The 19200-nt window shown below is 36.2% G+C and carries 20 protein-coding genes; 7 read left to right on the forward strand and 13 right to left on the reverse strand.

Going from position 1 to position 19200, the window contains the following annotated elements; genetic code table 11:
* Nucleotides 1–133 precede the first annotated feature (133 nt).
* The 8 genes from ampE to KO505_RS14340 all read right to left on the reverse strand — a co-directional run bounded on the left by ampE (nt 134) and on the right by KO505_RS14340 (nt 9328).
* Entirely contained in the window at nt 134–1048 is a 915-nt protein-coding gene (ampE, locus tag KO505_RS14305; RefSeq protein ID WP_216056149.1) for a regulatory signaling modulator protein AmpE, read from the reverse strand.
* Nucleotides 1049–1106: 58 nt separating this feature from the next.
* Entirely contained in the window at nt 1107–1694 is a 588-nt protein-coding gene (gene ampD / locus KO505_RS14310) for a 1,6-anhydro-N-acetylmuramyl-L-alanine amidase AmpD (protein WP_216056150.1), read from the reverse strand.
* Nucleotides 1678–4374 carry an ATP-binding protein gene (locus KO505_RS14315; RefSeq protein ID WP_216056151.1) on the reverse strand — a complete coding sequence of 899 codons (2697 nt, stop codon included), beginning with the start codon at nt 4372–4374 and terminating at the stop codon, nt 1678–1680. Before KO505_RS14315 ends, ampD begins: the two co-directional genes overlap by 17 nt.
* A gap of 103 nt (nt 4375–4477) precedes the next feature.
* Complete coding sequence (locus KO505_RS14320; RefSeq protein WP_216056152.1) at nt 4478–5329, reverse strand: MBL fold metallo-hydrolase; 852 nt, start codon at nt 5327–5329, stop codon at nt 4478–4480.
* 175 nt (nt 5330–5504) lie between these two features.
* Nucleotides 5505–7046 (reverse strand): leucyl aminopeptidase family protein, encoded by a 1542-nt coding sequence (locus KO505_RS14325; RefSeq protein ID WP_216056153.1) that lies wholly within the window; start codon nt 7044–7046, stop codon nt 5505–5507.
* Nucleotides 7047–7174: 128 nt separating this feature from the next.
* Nucleotides 7175–8245: a DNA polymerase IV gene (gene dinB / locus KO505_RS14330; protein ID WP_371820006.1), complete on the reverse strand. Its 1071-nt coding sequence runs from the start codon at nt 8243–8245 to the stop codon at nt 7175–7177.
* 194 nt (nt 8246–8439) lie between these two features.
* Nucleotides 8440–8682 carry a hypothetical protein gene (locus KO505_RS17440; protein ID WP_252731816.1) on the reverse strand — a complete coding sequence of 81 codons (243 nt, stop codon included), beginning with the start codon at nt 8680–8682 and terminating at the stop codon, nt 8440–8442.
* A gap of 409 nt (nt 8683–9091) precedes the next feature.
* Nucleotides 9092–9328 (reverse strand): helix-turn-helix transcriptional regulator, encoded by a 237-nt coding sequence (locus tag KO505_RS14340; protein WP_216056154.1) that lies wholly within the window; start codon nt 9326–9328, stop codon nt 9092–9094.
* 103 nt (nt 9329–9431) lie between these two features.
* Between KO505_RS14340 and KO505_RS14345 the strand changes: the two genes are divergently transcribed.
* From KO505_RS14345 to KO505_RS14360, 4 genes are all read left to right on the forward strand, one after another.
* Nucleotides 9432–9941: a hypothetical protein gene (locus KO505_RS14345; protein WP_216056155.1), complete on the forward strand. Its 510-nt coding sequence runs from the start codon at nt 9432–9434 to the stop codon at nt 9939–9941.
* 72 nt (nt 9942–10013) lie between these two features.
* Nucleotides 10014–10211, forward strand: coding sequence for a hypothetical protein (locus KO505_RS14350; protein ID WP_216056156.1), 198 nt, complete (start codon nt 10014–10016; stop codon nt 10209–10211).
* 86 nt (nt 10212–10297) lie between these two features.
* Entirely contained in the window at nt 10298–11737 is a 1440-nt protein-coding gene (locus tag KO505_RS14355) for a DEAD/DEAH box helicase (RefSeq protein ID WP_216056157.1), read from the forward strand.
* 108 nt (nt 11738–11845) lie between these two features.
* On the forward strand, nt 11846–12262 hold the full coding sequence (locus tag KO505_RS14360) for a hypothetical protein (protein WP_216056158.1): 417 nt from the start codon (nt 11846–11848) through the stop codon (nt 12260–12262).
* A 51-nt stretch (nt 12263–12313) separates the two neighbouring features.
* On the opposite strand, the gene KO505_RS14365 is transcribed toward KO505_RS14360, so the two are convergent.
* A complete protein-coding gene (locus KO505_RS14365) occupies nt 12314–12559 on the reverse strand; it encodes a helix-turn-helix domain-containing protein (RefSeq protein WP_216056159.1) in 246 nt (81 codons plus the stop codon).
* 142 nt (nt 12560–12701) lie between these two features.
* Between KO505_RS14365 and KO505_RS14370 the strand changes: the two genes are divergently transcribed.
* Both KO505_RS14370 and KO505_RS14375 read left to right on the forward strand, forming a co-directional pair.
* The gene (locus KO505_RS14370; RefSeq protein WP_216056160.1) at nt 12702–13115 is read left to right on the forward strand and encodes a LexA family transcriptional regulator; all 414 of its coding nucleotides are present in this window, start codon (nt 12702–12704) and stop codon (nt 13113–13115) included.
* Entirely contained in the window at nt 13103–14359 is a 1257-nt protein-coding gene (locus KO505_RS14375; RefSeq protein ID WP_216056161.1) for a Y-family DNA polymerase, read from the forward strand. The genes KO505_RS14370 and KO505_RS14375 overlap by 13 nt, the downstream gene beginning before the upstream one ends.
* 418 nt (nt 14360–14777) lie before the next feature.
* On the opposite strand, the gene KO505_RS14380 is transcribed toward KO505_RS14375, so the two are convergent.
* The 4 genes from KO505_RS14380 to KO505_RS14395 all read right to left on the reverse strand — a co-directional run bounded on the left by KO505_RS14380 (nt 14778) and on the right by KO505_RS14395 (nt 17836).
* Nucleotides 14778–16163 carry a HEPN domain-containing protein gene (locus KO505_RS14380; protein ID WP_216056162.1) on the reverse strand — a complete coding sequence of 462 codons (1386 nt, stop codon included), beginning with the start codon at nt 16161–16163 and terminating at the stop codon, nt 14778–14780.
* A 238-nt stretch (nt 16164–16401) separates the two neighbouring features.
* Complete coding sequence (locus KO505_RS14385; RefSeq protein WP_055255584.1) at nt 16402–16998, reverse strand: tyrosine-type recombinase/integrase; 597 nt, start codon at nt 16996–16998, stop codon at nt 16402–16404.
* Nucleotides 16999–17067: 69 nt separating this feature from the next.
* Nucleotides 17068–17541 carry a hypothetical protein gene (locus KO505_RS14390; RefSeq protein ID WP_055255585.1) on the reverse strand — a complete coding sequence of 158 codons (474 nt, stop codon included), beginning with the start codon at nt 17539–17541 and terminating at the stop codon, nt 17068–17070.
* 10 nt (nt 17542–17551) lie between these two features.
* Nucleotides 17552–17836, reverse strand: a complete 285-nt coding sequence (locus KO505_RS14395; RefSeq protein ID WP_216056163.1) for a hypothetical protein — start codon at nt 17834–17836, stop codon at nt 17552–17554.
* A gap of 835 nt (nt 17837–18671) precedes the next feature.
* On the opposite strand from KO505_RS14395, the gene KO505_RS14400 reads away from it, so the two are divergent.
* Entirely contained in the window at nt 18672–19181 is a 510-nt protein-coding gene (locus KO505_RS14400) for a hypothetical protein (RefSeq protein WP_055016939.1), read from the forward strand.
* Nucleotides 19182–19200 lie beyond the last annotated feature (19 nt).

The following is a 19200-nucleotide window of genomic DNA, read 5'->3' on the forward strand; positions in this document are numbered from 1 at the left end:
CGAGAATAACAATTGGAAAGTGATTTGTAAATATTAAGCCAACTGGCTAGACCACTACAAAGAGTGGTCGCCTGTGACATATATCATTAACACTATTTTATTTACTGAACAGCAATTTGAATAAAATTTGTGTTTAAATTATTTGACCATATAAGGTTAATAACGCAACCACTACAATAAACAGACCCATGTTTCTTTTGGTTAACTTCACCATATGCTCTGCATTATTGTCATTGGCAAATGCAGTGTACTTTTCAGATTCTAACGCAACCTGACATAACATTTCTTTAGAAGACTTAGAGAAATTAACGGCGTATTTTAACCAAGTCTCAAGACCGTTGGTAAAGTTCCCAACCACCATGAAACCTAAGCTCACGAGTCTTGACGGTAACCAATATGACCACTCCAACCATAACCTCAATTCTTTTTCATTATGAGCTTCGCAGTTTTCCAGCTCTTCGCTTTGTTTAATCCCCTTAAACTCAACGAGATACAGCAATGTTGAGTACAATACCACTCCAGGAGTACCTAATAATACAAAGTAAAAGATAGGCACTGCATAATATCTAAAGTTAATCCAAATTAAGGTTTCCCCCAACGTTTCTTGTACTGCTGAAGAATCTTCATTATCTGAAGTGGTCTTTTCTTCGATGTCATCAATTTCGGCATCAACCGCATCATCAGTTAAAGGCGTTTGTGCTAGTTTACTGTGTAAGATAACTTGCGCTTCTTTGTCGTCACGACTAACTGCATTTAAGTATTGGCGGTATAACGCTCTCGATTCTGGATTACCGATACAAATTGCTAAGATAAACAAACTAACAACAAAACTAATCAAACCATTGTTTAACAAATGTAATACTAAATACAATACAACCGCAGGGGCTGAGATAAATAATAACAATGAAATCTTACTGGCCTTGACCTGTGAGAATTTAGGTAAAGCGATGGAGATATAATAATTTAGATACGTTTGCACTTGCCAATGAGACGCTTGCAAACCAACACGTTCAGTAATTAGAACTAACAACAAAACAATTAATGTCATAATATTTCCAAAAAAGTTAACTCTTTAAAACGGTTTATATTTATACAGCTGGTATTTATTAGAGCTGATTTTTATACCGTTGCCAATCAAAACTAACACCTGGATCGGTTTTTCGACCCGGAGCAATATCACAATGCCCAACAATATTAGCTAAAGTAATCTCAGGATATACAGTTTGAATCTGTTTTGATACTCGGCGTAATGCTTCATATTGATGATCAGTATAAGGCAATTCATCGGTTCCTTGTAATTCAATGCCTATTGAAAAATCATTGCAACGATTTCGTCCATTAAATTCACTGACTCCTGCATGCCAAGCTCGTTTATTCAAAGGGACAAATTGCACCACCTGCCCGGTTCTTTTTATATAGAGGTGCGCCGATACTCTTAATTCCGCGATGGATAAAAAATACGGATGCTGATCAGCCTCTAACTTACCGGTAAAAAATTTCTCCACATTGTCATTATCAAAATCGGTTTCTGATGTAGCTGGCGGCAAACTGATATTATGGATCACCAATAAGTCCACAGTATGACTGTTTGGCCCTTCGCGATCATCGAAATGGCTGCTTTCACATATATCCACATCTTCTAGCCAAATGGGGTTTTCAGTTTCTTGTCTAGAACAATTATTTTGATTCGGCATGGATTAAATTTCTTATTGTTTGCAATAGTGTGTGAACATGATTTTTCAGTTCAGGCCAAAACGAATCTGCATCTTTATTTTCTACGCAAAAATGTTCAATTTGCCCCGCTAGACTACTAAGCACAACTAAGTCATAACTGCCTGCGCTTCCTTTGATTTTGTGGAATTCACTCATCAAACCAAGTAAATCCATATTGGTCAAATACCTCGATATTAGTGTGCTTTGTTCTGTTAATTGTAATAAGTAATCACGTTTCAGTTCGTATAGTTTTTCTTTTGGCAGAGCTGGATAATCGACTTCTTCTATATTATTTAAAACCGAACGAACCAATATAATAAATGCATCTCTGTCTATTGGTTTTGCAATTGTACCGTTGCAGCCTGCAGCTAAATGGCGCTGTAGATCTTCTTTCATCACATTTGCTGTTAATGCATATATAGGCGTATCAATACCCGCTTGTCGTAACAAACTCGTGGCTTCTAATCCGCCCATTACTGGCATTTGCATATCCATTAAAATTAAATCAAATTCGTCGGTTAACGCCTTCTCAATGGCTTGTTCGCCGTTACTAACTATCTCGTAAGTCAAAGATAATGAATCTAATAACAACTTAAATAAATATTGATTATCAACGACATCTTCTGCTACTAAAACTTTACCATTTGTCTCAGGTGGTATTTGGCTTTCAACGTCAGTTTCAACCACATCTTGATTTTTTTGTGCGTCTATAAAACCAAATACTTGTCCCTGCTCTTTGGCCAAATCTAATAACGAATTTATTTGGATAATGTTAAGTTCACCATTATCCGCATTGATTTTGAAGTCAAAAATAAACTGACTGCCTTTCCCTATTTCACTCGTGACACTTATATCTCCACCTAATAAATGGGCTAAATTTTTAGAGATCACTAGGCCTAAGCCTGTGCCGCCAAATCGCCGAGAAATACTGACATCGGCTTGCATGAAAGGCTGAAATAACGATTGGGCCACGTCTTCACTCATACCAATTCCGGTATCAGCAACGACCACCTCAATACTTGAATTGGCTGCTAAATACTTAACATCTATTTGAACAGAACCTGATTCGGTAAATTTGATCGCATTACTCGCCAAGTTCAGCAAGACTTGTTTTAATCGAGTGCTGTCGGTTCTAACATATTGTGGAATGGGATAAATATAATTAAAAACCAGTTCTAAATTTTTATCTGCGGCTTGGGTCGACAACAAACTAACCACATCGTTAAACAACTCAAAAATATTAAACTCAGTTACTTCAATATCCAGTTTATCCGCTTCTATCTTTGATACATCTAATACGTTATTGATAAGAGATAATAAATGTCGGCCGCTTATTAATACACGTCCAAGTAAATCTAATTGATGTCGATCATTAGGAGAATCTGCAATAATTTGTTCGGTAAAGCCCATGATACCGGTTAATGGGGTTCTAATTTCATGGCTTATATTAGCAACAAAAGCACTCTTGAGTTCACTTGCCTGTTCAGATTCTTGTTTTGCTTTTTCTAGCGCAATATTAGAACTTTCCAATGCAACATTAGTGGCGACTAGTTCTTCTGTTCTTTCTTTAACTTTATACTCCAAGCGTAAACGCCCATCTCGCTCTTTTTCCCGGTAAACAATTAGTTGTTTAACCATGATGTTAAACGCAGAAAACAACTCACCAAACTCATCTTTATTTTCTGTACTTAGTTTAATATCGAACTTACCTTGAGCAACTTTCTGCTTCGCTTGTGCCAATTGTTTAATCGGGGTAATGACCAATTTTTGAATATTGTGATAAACCAACAGCCCGGCGACCAGCATGGTCAACAATACGATTATTAATGCAATCCAAGTAAGCTCATTGTTGATTTCACCAACAAAACTTTTATCTTGTCCGTATAAAAATAAATATTGGCCAGATATTAATTGGCCAGAAAAAAATACATGGTTTGAACCAAGTTTAAAGGTAGAAGATTGATCGTGTTGTGTGGCGTCATACAGTTTTCTAAATGCATTTCTTGGAATGGTTGTTCCCATTTCACCTTCTGGGAAACTAAACAATAAATTGCCAGTCAGATCACTGATCATAAATTTATCACCACGACTTTTTTTTAGTTTTAATTTCGCTTCCCAGTCTGGCGCTAAAATAATATTTATATAGCCGAGTATTGTTTTTTTGTTATTCAGCGAGTCGATAAAGATTGGGTGCTGCATCCCAATCAAAGGAGCACTTACACTATTAGGTGTAATCAATTGCCATTCAATATGTGGAGTAAGTGGTAACTTATTCATCAAATTACGATTAGTTTCACTGGATTGATAAGTTGTTAAAATGCGGCCATCTGGTGCAGTTAAAGATAATTGTTGGGTATCGGTATAAATTTGAGCAAATTTATCAAGTTCAACCTCTACGTCCTGGGCAAAACTTCCTGATTTACCTTTTAACAAAGCATCTAAAAATTGTTTATTGGTAGCCAGGTAAGTAACAGCAGAAGTTATATGATTGGTATATAAGTTAACTTGGTTAACTCGATATTTAATATCTGCTTTTAATTTTACCTCTTCTAATGTGCTTTGCGCGTTAAGCGAATATCGATATGCAAAAATTCCCAAAACCGCGATGGGTATCAAGATAAGTGGCAGAATTATAGAAAGTATTTTTTGTTTTAAGCGCATTGTTAAATGCAATTTCCTTATTATCCACCAATAAACAAACATTGTTTATTGGTGGATATGTTGAATGTCAGGCGTTATATCGGCCGTTATCTTTGATCACCCACTAAATATTATCATATAGGGTTTCTATCCAACGTTGTTCCGTAATAAAACTCCAATCCCAAACCTTCCATTGTTCGCCTAAGCCAGATTCAATAACTTGCTGCTTCGACATACCCGAACGTTTTTTCTCAACAATGATATTTTTAGTTGATTTTATCATTTCAATAAAACGTTTAAATCCATTTTTATCGGTTAATTTACCATGACCTGGGATGATTTTCGCATCGTCATTAACTTTCTCTAATAACGCATCTAAGTTTGTTATATAACCTTCGATGCTACCGCCACTTTTAACGTCTATGTAAGGAAAACGAGACTCAAAAAACAAATCACCAAAATGCCACACATTGGCTTTCTCAAAGTAAACAACTGAATCACCATCAGTATGACCTGCCGCCAAATGTTTCACATGGATTCGTTCTTGGTTTAAATGCAGTTTAATACCGTCTTCGTAAGTAATAACAGGAAGCCCACTATCTTTACTCTTTACTGACATGCGTTTTCTGACATTTTCATGTGCCAAAATGCTTGCTGACTTTGCAAAATAATTATTAGAGCCAGTATGATCTCCGTGATAGTGAGTGTTCACAACATACTTTATTTTCTGTTTTTGTTTAGTCACATTTATTAATGCTTTTTCTATTTTAGGCGCTAATGGCTCAAACTGATCATCGATTAATAACGTACCTTCTGTACCAACTAATACCCCGATATTTCCCCCAGCACCATATAACACATAAACATTTTCGTTAATGTGTTGCACTTTAATTTGCACATCTTTAAATCGGTCATCGGCAAGGGTTTGTACGCTAAAAAGTGAAATTATTAAAAAAAGTAAAGAAGAGGGTTTCATAGCTGGCAGCTTCAAATTAATCAAATAGTTTTAATACTATAGATGTTTTATAACTAACTACCAATCATTAATAAAAATAATGACTTAAGTAAATATTTGGATTTTTCATCCTCAAACAGCATAAACAAAAAAACCACCTAAATTCAGGTGGTTTTGTTTTAATTAAGGCGTTTATTTACGCATTAATAAAGGCCCCAAACAAAGCATTTATTGGTGCGGCTGATGGTTTACCGTGTTGCCAATCTCCACCTTCAACACCACTTCCTGCGATATCTATATGGATATAAGGCAAAGGTTGATCATCATTTACATCATGTTTATCTAAGCCTGATACGATTGATAAAAATGCCATTGGGAATTGGTGTCCCCTCGCTGTTACCGCTGATGGGCCATTATTTGATGACAATAAATCATCTGCTTTTGTTCGCGGTTGTACAAATGTGTAATCTTCACGACGAGAACGCGATATTTCACATGGATCCGCTAATAAATCTCCTTGCTGAACTAATAATTCACCAAATCCTTTAGCTCTGGAGACGCCATTTTCAACCAACGCCGTATAAGGTCCAACTGACCTTGCTGCATGACCGGTTAAAGTAGCAACAGTAAACAACAGTGGGTTAATTTCATCCAAAGCTTCCTCACGTAATTTTGATAACAAGTCGGCCATCACTAACCTGCCTTCAGCATCTGTATTTCCAATTCTTACTCTGACACCTGAGTGACCTGTAATGATCTCATCAGAAACAAAAGCTTCAGCACCAATGCTGTTTCTTACGGCAGCTATTTCAGCAACGACTTTTATACCAAGCGGTGCTAATTCCGCAACGGTTTTCATAAATCCAGCGACTGCGGCTGCACCACCTTTGTCACGACTCATGCCTGCCATATGCCCACCGGTTTTTAAGTCGGCTCCACCAGTATCATAAACAATACCTTTGCCCACTAACATTAAGGTTTTATCAACAGCTCCAGGTGGCGTGTACTCCAAACGAATAACTCTAGGTTGATGACGTTTAACTTCAACAGATGCTCTAGCCACCGCCCATAAAAGTGGATATTCGGCTTGTATTGTTGGCATATCATCAGTAATAGTTACCTCAACATCGGTTCTTTCAAACGTTTCTATACAATATTCAGCAAACTGTGGAGGGGCCATTCTTTCTGGCTCTGTTCCACACAAATCACGAGCAACGTAACGACCACTTTCCAATGCAGCTGCATTGGCGCCATCTAAGTGTTGACCAACAATCCCAACTAAGGAAATAGGCTCGATTAAATCACCTAAAGCTTCACGCGCTTCAAGTGGTTGCCATAAGGCTTGAGCGAAACCTAAATATGAGACTAATTCAGCATGTTGATAAGCGGCTTTATCATTACCTAATACCACTAGCAGTGGCTTTTTAGCCCCCATATTTAGTACTACAGACGCGGCTTTTTTTGCTGCATCGTAATAACTACGGACGTCATCAAAATATCGAGATGTTTGTCCAACAGGTGCTAATACCACACGTCTTTGGTTTACATCTTCTGATATAAAACTCATTAACTCTTTATTAATTCGTAAATCAAATTCAGCTTGGTTTTTGATCACTTCATTTAATGGCTCTGGTAATACGTCAAGGAACTTTTCAGCCACAATAACGAGTGCATCCCAAGACTTGTCTGACAATGCGGTTGCCAAATTAGCAATGACCATAGGAGTTGGATAAGACATGAATTCTCTCTTTAAATGTTTATTTTTTATCAGGTATTAAACGCATTATATCGTTTTGGTACACCTAAACAGGATTTATATGAAGTATTGGGATTTGAAAATAATTTGCAAGTTTACAGCCCATTCGGTTAAGCAAATAATTGCAATTGTTGTATGGGTTCTTTGCCATATCCCACCCCAATTCCAATTAATCTTATTTTGTTTACCGGTCTTTGTTTTGCTATTTCAATCAACATTTCATGGCATAAATCTATGTTGACACTGGTGTGCTGTGTTTCTTTAGTTTTACTTATGAAATCATCAAACTTTAACTTCACTTGTAATTTTGCAATGGGTTTATTTTCTTTTTCCAAGCGCTGATAAAGTCGCTGCGTTAACTTATTCAACAATTCAGTATTGATTTGTTCAACTTTAATGTCTTGGTCAAATGTGGTTTCTACTGAGGTTGTTTTTGATTCTCTGTGATTACACACAGGACGATCATCCACTCCCCTAATCCGGTTAAATAAACTAATGCCCATTTTTCCAAACTTTTGTTCTAGTTCTTTAATTGAAAAGCGCTCTAAGTCTGCACAAAATTGAATACCATACTGATTCAGTTTTTTCTGCATAACTTTCCCTACACCTGGAATCGCTTTAACTGGTAATTGCTGAACAAATTCAATGATTTTATTTGGCGGCACTACACACATACCATTAGGTTTATTAAAATCAGATGCTACTTTAGCGATGAACTTATTAACCGATACACCTGCTGAAGCAGTTAATCCCGTCTCCAAATATATTTTATTAAGAATATCCTGCGCAATTAGGGTGGCACTACCACCAAATAAAGTACAATTGGTTACATCTAGATATGCTTCATCCAAAGATAAAGGTTCAATTAAATCAGTGTATTGACTAAATATATCGCGGATTTGATTTGAAATGGATTTATACAAAGCCATTTGCATAGGAATAATTTGCAGTTCAGGACATAACAGTTTGGCTTTTCTAGATGACATGGCTGCACGAACGCCATATTGCCGCGCTATATAATTGCTCGTGCATAATACACCACGCTCGGTGTCACCACCGACCGCTATTGGAACATCTTTCAATGCAGGGTTTTCACGCATTTCTACCGCGGCGACTATAAACTCAAGAGTTGGAATATGTATATTTAATGAGTGACTAAACCAAAACCCTTTAATAATCACAATATTCCAACATTACCTTACTCTAAATTATTACATACACTTTTATTTTGTATACCCGAGTAATTATCAGTCACTAAAAGGATACATCTCATTACTTCGGTCTAAATTTTGATAAACTGGTAATAGTTTTACATCGATCATTGCTCGGATTAAGTGGGCGAGGCGTATAGTATTCACCACCGTTACGACCTGCGTTACCCATTTTTTTTAATTTTAGCTTCGTATAAATGGCTTAGTTCGTGTTTTTCTTGCTGTGAGCGAAAACGTAATGAGTCAACCTTTTCAAGCGCGTCACGCAGTGAATAACCCCTTTGAATTTTGTTTTTTATCTCGCTAAAAATCTCACCAATTTTATATTCAATGGTATTGGCGTTATCAGCACGTTGCTTAAAGCCTTTTAGGTAAGGGAATAATTGGCCATCGACAAAGCCCATCAAATCATCACCTGTCAAGGCGTTGTTATGATCAAACTTACCCTCAGCATCTTTGGGCGCAGCCCATTGGCTTCAACGGTATTGCTCGTCGATGATATACTCGTAGGTTTCAGACATCATTTCAGCTTCTTGCGACTTGATGTATTCAAGGTCGTCGAGGTACTTTAGGAACAACATCCATGATGATTATTCAGTGTAATCTAACTCAGAGGTGCAACTGCGTCTTTGTGGAAAATGTCATCAACGTTTTTAAATACTTGTTCAAACATGTTAGTAAAAGTCCTTGTTAACTATTGGGTGAAGGGTTTTCATATCAGAGACGACTCAATAGCTTATTTTGTAACGTAATTAATTATAATAGTTAATATATATTAATTAATTAGTTACTAACTATAGCTAAAATTAGGTTCAATCACCCTAACTCTACCTTGTACTTTAACCTTGAAGGTAATATTTCTGTAAACTCACAATCTAAAGCATTAGTTATTTTGTATAAGGTCTCTAGCTTTATATTTACTAGCCCGCGTTCCATCTTTCCGTAGTTACCTCTTTCTATACCTACATAAGCTGCAAAGCTCTCTTGAGAAAAGCCTGCTGCCTTACGTTTTAATCGTAACTTATCGCCAAACTCTTTAACTAAATCACTCACCCTATTTGTCCTTTAGGTAAAATGATTAGACTTTCATGTTGATGGTTAGAGAACCACGCCCTATAATACCCATTATGGTTTTTTTAATGCTTTAGGTTTGGTTTTGAAATTAGATCCGTTGGTAATTCAAATTATTGTGGCAACAAACTTTGATAACTTCACCACGAGTGATGTCCGAGCATCTTATATGACGTTGAAAAATGATCCGCTACTTGACCCTGTTGATGTTAGAAGAAAGCTCTATGGTGAGTTATTAAAGCTTGTGAAAAAAGGTTGGCTTAATAAAAAATCCTCAAACGGAAAAGGTTTTACTCGCTTTAGTAAAACCAAATTATTTGATACTAGGGCTTTAAATGAGTTTTCTTCTGAAAAAACCACTATCAAGTCCGTTATTCAAGATATACAACAGACCCTTATTGATAAATTAAAGTATTACAAAACAGAGCTATTACTAAACATTGGTGAAACTGACGCTTATAAAGAGCTATATACTGAGTTACCTGAATTGGTTGATGAAATACAGCCTCAATATAATATTGCGCGGGATAATAATACAAAAATATTAGGGAAAATAAGAGCGATTGAAAGTTTAATGAAACAGGATGGATCTTAATAAAGTCATTTTGAATATAGGCAGCAGTACCTATTTATTTAAATGCTCCATTTAACTGTTCGGATCAATTTTGTGAAAGTAATTAATAATAAAGACGATTTGGAAAAAGCATTGTTTAGAATCAATGAGCTTTGGGATAATGAAAAAGATAGCGTAAATGCTTATGAATTGGATTCTCTCATTACCTTAGTAAGCGATTACGAGGATTCAATAATCTTCAGCGAAAGAAGCTCTCAGTCTGAAATTGAGTTTGATATAAATGACTTATAAGTAACTAATAAATTTGTTTTGATGAGCTAAATTACATCTTAGATTCTTGACTAAACTGCCCCTTTAACTTGAAATAGTAGATTTTAATGAAATTACGACATTGGCAAGCCGAGTGTATTAATTCAGCTTTAGAAGAATATCAAACAAGTAAAAATCATTTTTTGGTATTAGCTACACCAGGCGCTGGTAAAACGTTAATGGCTTCAGAACTGGCTAACCAATTACTAAAAAATAATTTAATTGATTTAATTGTCTGCTTCTCCCCATCCTCGATAGTTACCCAAGATTTTAGTGAAAGCTTACAGTTAACAATTAACGAGAGGTTTGATGGGTTGCTTGGAGCTAAAGGTCATTCTCTTACTTACCAAAGCTTACAGTACCTCGATGAAAACTTTTGGAAATTATTTCATAAATATCGAGTGTTTGTGATTTTTGATGAAATACATCACTGTGCAGGGTCGAATATTAACAATGCGAATGCATGGGGCGAACAAATAATATTAAACATTCAAGATAAAGCTGAATTCACCTTAGCGCTAACCGGAACACCTTGGCGCTCAGATACTGCTCCTATCGTTCTTTCTAAATATATACATCCTAGTAATAAAATTGCCTGTGATTACGTTTATGGGCTTTCTGAGGCCATCACTGATGATGTTTGCCGCGTACCGCAGATTATTGCTGTAGATAATAATAACATTACTGTTGTAGATGACGACGAAGTTAAAACATTTAGTAGCTTTAAATCTTTATTATCAGATTCAAGTGTTCCTTATCAGGAAATCATTGAGAATGAAAAAGTAATAGAATATGTAATTTCCTCAGCGGATAAAAAACTTAACGAAATAAAAAAAGTTAGCCCAGACGCCGCAGGGTTAATTGTTGCATCATCAATTGAACATGCAAAATTAATATCCAAGATGATGAAAGAAATACTTAACGAAGATTCTGTTGTTGTAACTTATCGTGAAAGTGAACCTACAAATCTTATTCAACAATTTAGATATGCTAAATCTAAGTGGATAATTTCTGTAGGAATGATCAGCGAAGGTACTAACATCCCTAGGTTACAAGTGTGTTGTCACTTAACTAACATTAAAACCGAGATGCACTTTAGACAAATTTTAGGTCGGATATTGAGAAAAACCAGTTCAAAAAATCAAGAAGCGGTTTTGTATATGCCTGCAGAGCCTAAGTTGTTGGAGTATGCCTACCGTGTCAAACAAGATGTACCATTTGAAGCAGATATTGTTACCTTTGAGAAGATGAAGGGCAATGATGAAGATGATTTAGACGGTGATATTTCTGAAGAGGTAATATTAGACAATATTATAAAACTAAATCCTAAGTCACAACTGAAGCTTAGTGAATTTGAACCTGAACCTGTTATTGATCACCAAGCCTTTGAAGAAAATAGTAACATTATTGAAGAGCATTTTTTGACAAGTTCGTATGACAAAGTCGTTAATGTTTTTGGTCGATTTCAGCAAGAGTCTATTGCTTTGGGCTTGAGTGGGCTGAGGTGATTTGCCCATACTGATAAATATTTATATTGATTAGAGAATTAAAGTTTAATTTATATTATCTAGCTTAGACTCCTAACATTGTTTTTTTGTATCTAAACAGCAGGTTATATGGAAAAACTAAGACGTGCATCTCCACCGACAGGACTTAAATTTTTAGAAATTGTCACTGGTGACCTTTTTATTAATAAGTTTAACCCGATATCAGAAGTACTTTTGGTTAGAAAAGGCATCTCTCCCAATCGTATTTTTGAACTTTCAAACTCACTTGGTTGGAGTAAAGCACAGATGTCCATAGCTATTGGTATATCCAAAGGTACTCTTACTCGGTATAAAAAACAGAATATATTACTTAGCCCCATTCATACTCAAAATATATTAGAAGTAGCGAAGTTATCTGATATCGGAGTCAATTATTTTGGTAATGTAGATGCATGGAATCTTTGGTTGCAAACTAAAAAACATACAATTCAACAATCAGACTCCATTCTCAGTAATGGACTTAATAGCTGGCCGTGCTTTTATTAAATTAGTTTTACTTGGTTTGGAATATGGATTTACCGCATGAATATAAAAAGCTTATTCGTTTACTGGAATGTTTGATTCTGAAATAACTTGCTCAATTCTTACATTCAAGGCTGAGCAATAACAATTCAACTTCCCAGCACTTAAAGTCTTTTCGCCTAATTCAATTTTACTAATATAAGAATGAGGAACATCTAACTTCTTTGCCAGCTGTTTCATAACCCAGCCATTTTCTATACGCTTATTTTTTAATGTTTGAGCAATTGCTAAATCTAGTTGGTTAGGTTGTTCAAAATTCATAGTTAACTCCTTTTATTGATTGAATCTATAGCGTAGTACGCTTCTAATAAAATTTCCAATATCGGTAATTCAACAATATAACTTTTAGTAAATACAGATTAAAACTATACTGTGTTTATATACAGTTTATGAGTTTGCGATTATGAAAGTTATACCTATCAATATTGACGCAGGGATATCAGGATTTGAATCTCCTGCGGCTGAATACACCGAGCTTGGTTTATCCCTCGACAAACTCCTTGTTAAACACCCAAATGCCACGTTTATTGGACAAGCCAATGGTGACTCTATGCAAGATGTTGGGATATATGAAGGTGATTTGCTTATTGTTGATAGAGCAGAGGTTACCGTTCAAGGTGATATTATTGTTGCCAATTACAATGGTAACTTGGTTTGTAAAATCTTGGACAAGCAGCGTAAGCAACTTCTGTCGGCCTCTATAAACCACCCTCCTGTTTCTATCTCTGATGCTGACGAGTTTCAAATTGAAGGCGTTGTAATACGCTCTGTGAGATTGCACCGTAAAAGTAGAGAGCTATTATCTTGTTTGCCTTAGTGGATGCGGTAGCCTTTTACGCAAGTGCTGAAAAGGTGTTTGATCCAAGTATTAGAAAGAGACCCGTTGTTGTGTTAACAAACAACGATGGTTGCGTTTGCGCTGTCAGCCCAGAAGCGAGAAAGCTTAACGTCCCTAAGTTTGAACCTTACTTTAAGTTGAGGAAATTCCTAGAGCAACATAACGTTGTTGTTCGCTCTTCCAACTACGAGTTATACGCAGACTTAAGCACTCGCATGATGAATGTAATTAGTCGTTTCTGTGATAACCAATACATTTACTCTATTGATGAAAGCTTCCTACAGTTTACAGGGTTTAAATCCATTGTTGATGATTGGCACACTTACGGGCAAGACATAAGACTAGCGGTTTGGCGTGAGACTAAACTTCCTGTAGGCGTAGGTTTTGGCACAACACCAACTTTATCAAAAGCCGCTAATCATGCGGCAAAAAAGCTAGAGGGTTATAACGGTGTTGCGGTTATTGATGATGATTATTCGGCCAATGAAATACTGGCAAAAATGGAAGTAACCGATGTATGGGGAATTGGGGGGCGATTAGGTAAGAAGCTAAACATGATGCGTATTTACTCAGCCTTAGATTTAAAGAAACAAAACCCTAAGTACATGCGTAAACAATTCTCTGTGGTTGTAGAGCGCACTATAGAAGAGTTAAACGGTCAGGTTTGTATGTCATGGGATGATGTAAAACAACCTAAGCAAGAGATATTCAGCACAAGAAGCTTTGGTGAGCGTGTAACGGACGTACACGACTTAAAATCATCCCTTTCTACACATTGTTCAATTGTTGGTAAAAAGCTCAGACATCAAGGCTCAATGACAAAGAGATTAATGATATTCGCTCACAGCTCTCCGCATGAAGATAACTTCTATAAACGAAGTTTCTTATATGACTTCCCTGTTCCAACAAGTGATTCAAGAGTATTAGCCAATGCAGTAAATGAAGTATTACCTCAACTGTTTTCAAAAGGTGTACGTTTTTATAAAGCAGGAATTGGAGCGATTGAACTGGTGTCTGAGCAGTTCATGCAAGCAGATTTATTTACCCCAACAGTAGACAACACCAAATTAATGAACAGCCTAGATTCAATCAACAAGGTATTTGGCAAAGGCACTATCAGATTGGCAAGCGAACAACAAACCAAGTCATGGGAAATGAAACGCGACTTTTTAAGCCCAAGATACACAACACGCTGGAGTGATATTCCTAAAATTCACTGTTAAGGTGGATAATCGAACATAAAAACGATTAAAATCAAATGCAGTAGCTCATGTCTGCTCATATTATTTCGGTGAATATGTTTAGACTTCATCTGACAAGCAATAACTTTGAACGAAAAACTGATTTTTTTTCTAACACGTTGTTGGACAAAAATGAGTTAGAGTCAACGAGTGGTTGTGTGAAGCGGACCTTCACGGCGTGAATCTAAAATTGTGTTGGGTGGCGGCTTCAGCTTAATCATTCTACCTGTTGATGTGGGTCGGCATAAGGCGCGAAGCGTTACAATCAGACAAAAATGATGAATTTACTTTGAAACAACCAGACTTATCGTGTTGTCATTCGACTCAGGACTTGAAGCAAACGCTGTGTTTTATATTACGAAGTAAGAGGTTTAACTAATCTGTAAACCTAATTCTCATTTTAATCACACTGTAATTTTGCACAGAGAGGCAACTCATCCAGAAATGTAGGTAGCTTTTTGTTAAAGCCCGTTTTTTCGAAGCCAAATTGAGATATATAATAAATAGCTCTTATCAATGTTTCTGAACAAAAATCTATAACACAATAATCCAATTTCTCGTCAATTGAAGAGCCATGAACGATGTTCGAACGTGCTTTGTATAGTTTTCCTGCTCTATCTTGAACTGATTTATTAAGACCATTGTGAGTGATGTGTAAATGAGTAACTCTTCTTTTAAATGTCACTGTAAGATTATCATCTCTATAATTGACAATGCTTTCCATTGAACTGACAAGCTTTTGTATTTGCTGATAGTAATTAGGTTCTGTAGAAGCGTCTCCATACCATATTAAGGCTAGTTCCATACGTTCGACGACCCTTTGGTTCGAAAAGTTTGGCCTCAAGAGCAATTCAGGGATCATAAAAGAGGTGTCTATAAGGTTGTTTTCGGAAGCTCTGCCCTTAATAAAAGCTTTCCAGAATTGTTTAGAATCAAACTGGAATGAAGCAAATCTGTGATTAGTTGAAATACTCATGTTTGCTTTGCCTTTTCCGGATTTGTGAAAGTCAAATCTATGACTACTTCTCTCATTTGATGCTACTAATGGGATTGCTATGGGGGATAATCGAGTCGCTAAAAGTTTTAATAAATTAAATGTAGCATCACGAGTTTTTTCAGCTAATTGAAGTGAAAGCTTTTCACTGCATTTTATTGGTACCGCTATTTCAAGATAATAGTTATAGTCAAATGATCTTGTGTCTTTGTATAGCTCAAGCTGCTTTTCTGTAAGATCGTTCTCGTATATAGCTTTTATACGTATACTTTTGCTTACTTGTATCTCATCACTTAAGTTAAATATGGTTACAGGGAACTGGTAAACGAAATGGTCAAACTCCTTTTTAAAATCAGATAATCGACGTTTTACAATTTTTACTAATGTTTCAAACTGAACATTGAATGATTTTTCGTCATATATAGCAGTTCGAGCAAAACCATCCAAATCAGAATTAACATATTCGTATGCTATCGCTTCTATGATAGGTTTTAGTTCATATCGCAAACAGTTTAAGTTTCCCATCTTATGAAGAAACTCAGCTAATTCTTTAACTAAAGATTGGGAGTAAAGTGTGTGGTGCAACTGATAAATGCAAGGCTTGTTACCATCTCTTTTTTCACTTATTTCTTTCATTAAGTCGTAAGGTGCATTAATACACGGGAAAATTAAACTGCCCTTTGTCTCATTTTGGAGAAAAACAGTAGGATCATCTTTCCAGACTTTAAATGTACGCGCCAGTTCAGTTAGCAGCTTTGTAAATGTTTCACGTACATCTTTTGATAATTTCATCAGCTACATCCTGCATTGACTAGTTTCTTAACTATAATATTAACCTCGTTGATGTGGACACACCACACAGATATTAATAAACGGTAGCCAGAACAGCTGCTTCTGTATTAAGAATACTTACTCATATTATACATAAACGAACCTGAGCGACCATCCGCATCGCCCAAAGCCTTCATTAGAGCGTTTACATTAACTCACAATGGGGCAAAGGCAGCTTGGGGTTGCTGCCTATATTAAATTAACAATCCGTTTCTCTGGATATCTTAATTGCATCTTCAATTTCAATTCCGAGATATCTGATGGTGTTATCAATTTTTGTATGGCCAAGCAGTAACTGAACGGCCCTTATATTTTTGGTTCGAGCATAAACCAAAGTTGCTTTGGTTCTTCGCATTGAGTGAGTTCCATATAGGTCAGAATCAAGCCCTAACTGCTCAGCCCAACTCCTGATGATAGACCTGTAATATGAATAGCTTATTGGCTGATTAGAGCGACGTAAACTCCGAAACAAATAGTCACTAGATTGCAATTTAACTTCTTGAACCCAACGGCTAATACTTTGTTGTGTTCTCGGAGTTATCTCAAATTGAACTTCGATTCCTGTTTTCTTTTGTGTCCATTGAACCCTCTCAAAAACTTGATCTTGGGTAGCGACATCTCGAACTTTTAATGACAGTAAATCACATGACCTTAATTTACTATCTATAGCCAAATTGAGTAACGCTAATTGCATCAAGTTGTTTTGAATTTCGATGCGAGTGCGAATACGCCAAATCTCTTCAAGCTTAAAAGGGCGTTTCACACCACTAGCATTGTGATTTAGTTCTGGTTTCATAGTGACCTCCTATTTAAAAGTCACTATGAGGATAGCGAATGTATTGCTGATTATGATTTTGGGCAATAACTACCTTATTTCACACCAAGCTTGTTTTGTAGTGACTTTTGATATGACTCCACCTGTTTGCCAAAATGACGTTAACTTAAATAGAGCACGCTTAGATTTAGGTGACATATCAATTTGTGTAGTAACAAATCTTGTGTTGTATTCATTCTTCCATTTTTCAAAATATGGATTAGATTTAAAAGTGATGTAAATTCGAGGGTAAGATTCCATGTTCTCCTGCCGAATAAAAATATCATTGTGATTGCCGTTTAGCTCATCATGAAATTCGTTTAGTTCTTCACTTTTTATAGATAAAGACTTCTTTGTTTTATCCCATTTAATATAAGAACTAGATATACGTGAATTATCAAATGAACTACCAATCACGTCTATTTTATCACAAACTAACTCAAAGCTTTCTGGATTAGAGGGCACTGTTGCAGCATATGTACTCAAATTAGCCAACGATGATATAGCTATCAACATTTTTTTCATTATTAGCTCCCTATGCCAGCTTGGTAAAACCAGAATTAGCTATCAATTTATCAATGTACGCACTATTTAATAATACTTTAACAGCTTCAAACAACTGCTCAGAGCTGGACTCTTTTTCAATGGTAATAATTAGGTCACAGCCGTTATGTGTTACTTTAGTAACGCAATCTAAGTCTTTTACATCTTCAACAAATGCTGAAAAATACGTATCATAATTTTTATCTTCTAGCATGGACGGTCTAACTACACTTAGATCTGACCTATTGATTTTTCGAATTGGTAATTGATACTGCATCATATTCCTTGTATGCATAACATTGTTACTAAACGAATTACTTATAATGTAACAAGGCAGTTTAATAAAGGGAAGGTTTGAAAAGCCTTTAAAAATTTCCAACACTGTTTATCGCTGAAAAGCTACCTACAGAGTGTACGCTTCAACTCGTTTTGGGGCAAAACCAATTTGCAAAATATGCAATTTGCTAACTCGAAAAGGGGCAGAAATGAGTTTGGCAACATCGCCTCTGTTAGATTCCAATCAGCACAGAAAGTACTACCTCTATAAGAACTATGCTTTAGTTCAGTTCACCCTTACAACCGCAGATATTAACCATTAAAGGAGATGTTACACTTTTAAGTATGCATAACAATAAATTTTGATCAGAAATGTGTCTTTTCAAGCAGTTTATAGCCTGCAATAAAGCTAAAGATTGATCATTTTGAAGCACATCGCTATCAGCTAGCCCCTAGGAATTACAATAAAGTTTGATCAATTTCTGGAAAACTATTGGACAAAAGTAAGTTTGGCTTGTGGGGCGAAATCTACCCATCATAAAGTTTTTCATCTCCCAAACAGCAGAAAGGCACCACTTCAGGTGATGCCGCTCGTAAACGAAACCGGACAATAGATTGGACAATAGCTTCCATCTCTGATCCTCGGTGTCAGATTCACTTTATGCAAAGTATTGTCAATCAAGATAAACTCAATACGTTATTTTCAATAACCTACAATCAATGACAAACTCAAGAAACATTGGACTAATCTGCCCAGTTTTTGACCTTATTTGACAAGTGCCAATGCACAACTTATTACTATTATCTCGTCCATCTAATCAATGATGGGAATCGTAATGAAAACAATATCAATCAATTCAAAAAATTTAGCCCGTGCAACCTTCGTATGGCTCGCGATATTTACCGTTTATGAAATTGTAGACAGCCTCATGTGGATGACACAGACTTCTACAATGTTTTTAGCTCACCCTGCATTAGGAAAATTTTCCGGTTATGATGCAGCTATGATGGGAGACGGTTCACTACAACGTTTACCAATAATTGTTGGCAAATGGATTGGTATGGCGAAGTTCTTTTTAACCGGAGCGCTACTTACCGTGCTCATTTTTGGTAATAATAAAGCAAGAGGATTTCTGTTTGCGTGGAGTTTTATATGTCTGATGATTATGAGTGCCGCACTGTACCCAACACTTGATCATATTGCAGTGCAGTACCCCGAAGACTTCTCTAATGGTTTTTCAAAAATGTGGACACTTGAGACCTTGGTTGGTGTGTTTAGTGGTATCTTTTGCGTAGTTGCGATTGCTTCAGAAGTTCTTGCTCAGCAGGGAAAATTACAACATTAAAAATACCCATCATTACTTT

Source organism: Psychrosphaera sp. F3M07 (assembly GCF_018860345.1).
Taxonomy (GTDB): Bacteria; Pseudomonadota; Gammaproteobacteria; order Enterobacterales; family Alteromonadaceae; genus Psychrosphaera; species Psychrosphaera aquimarina.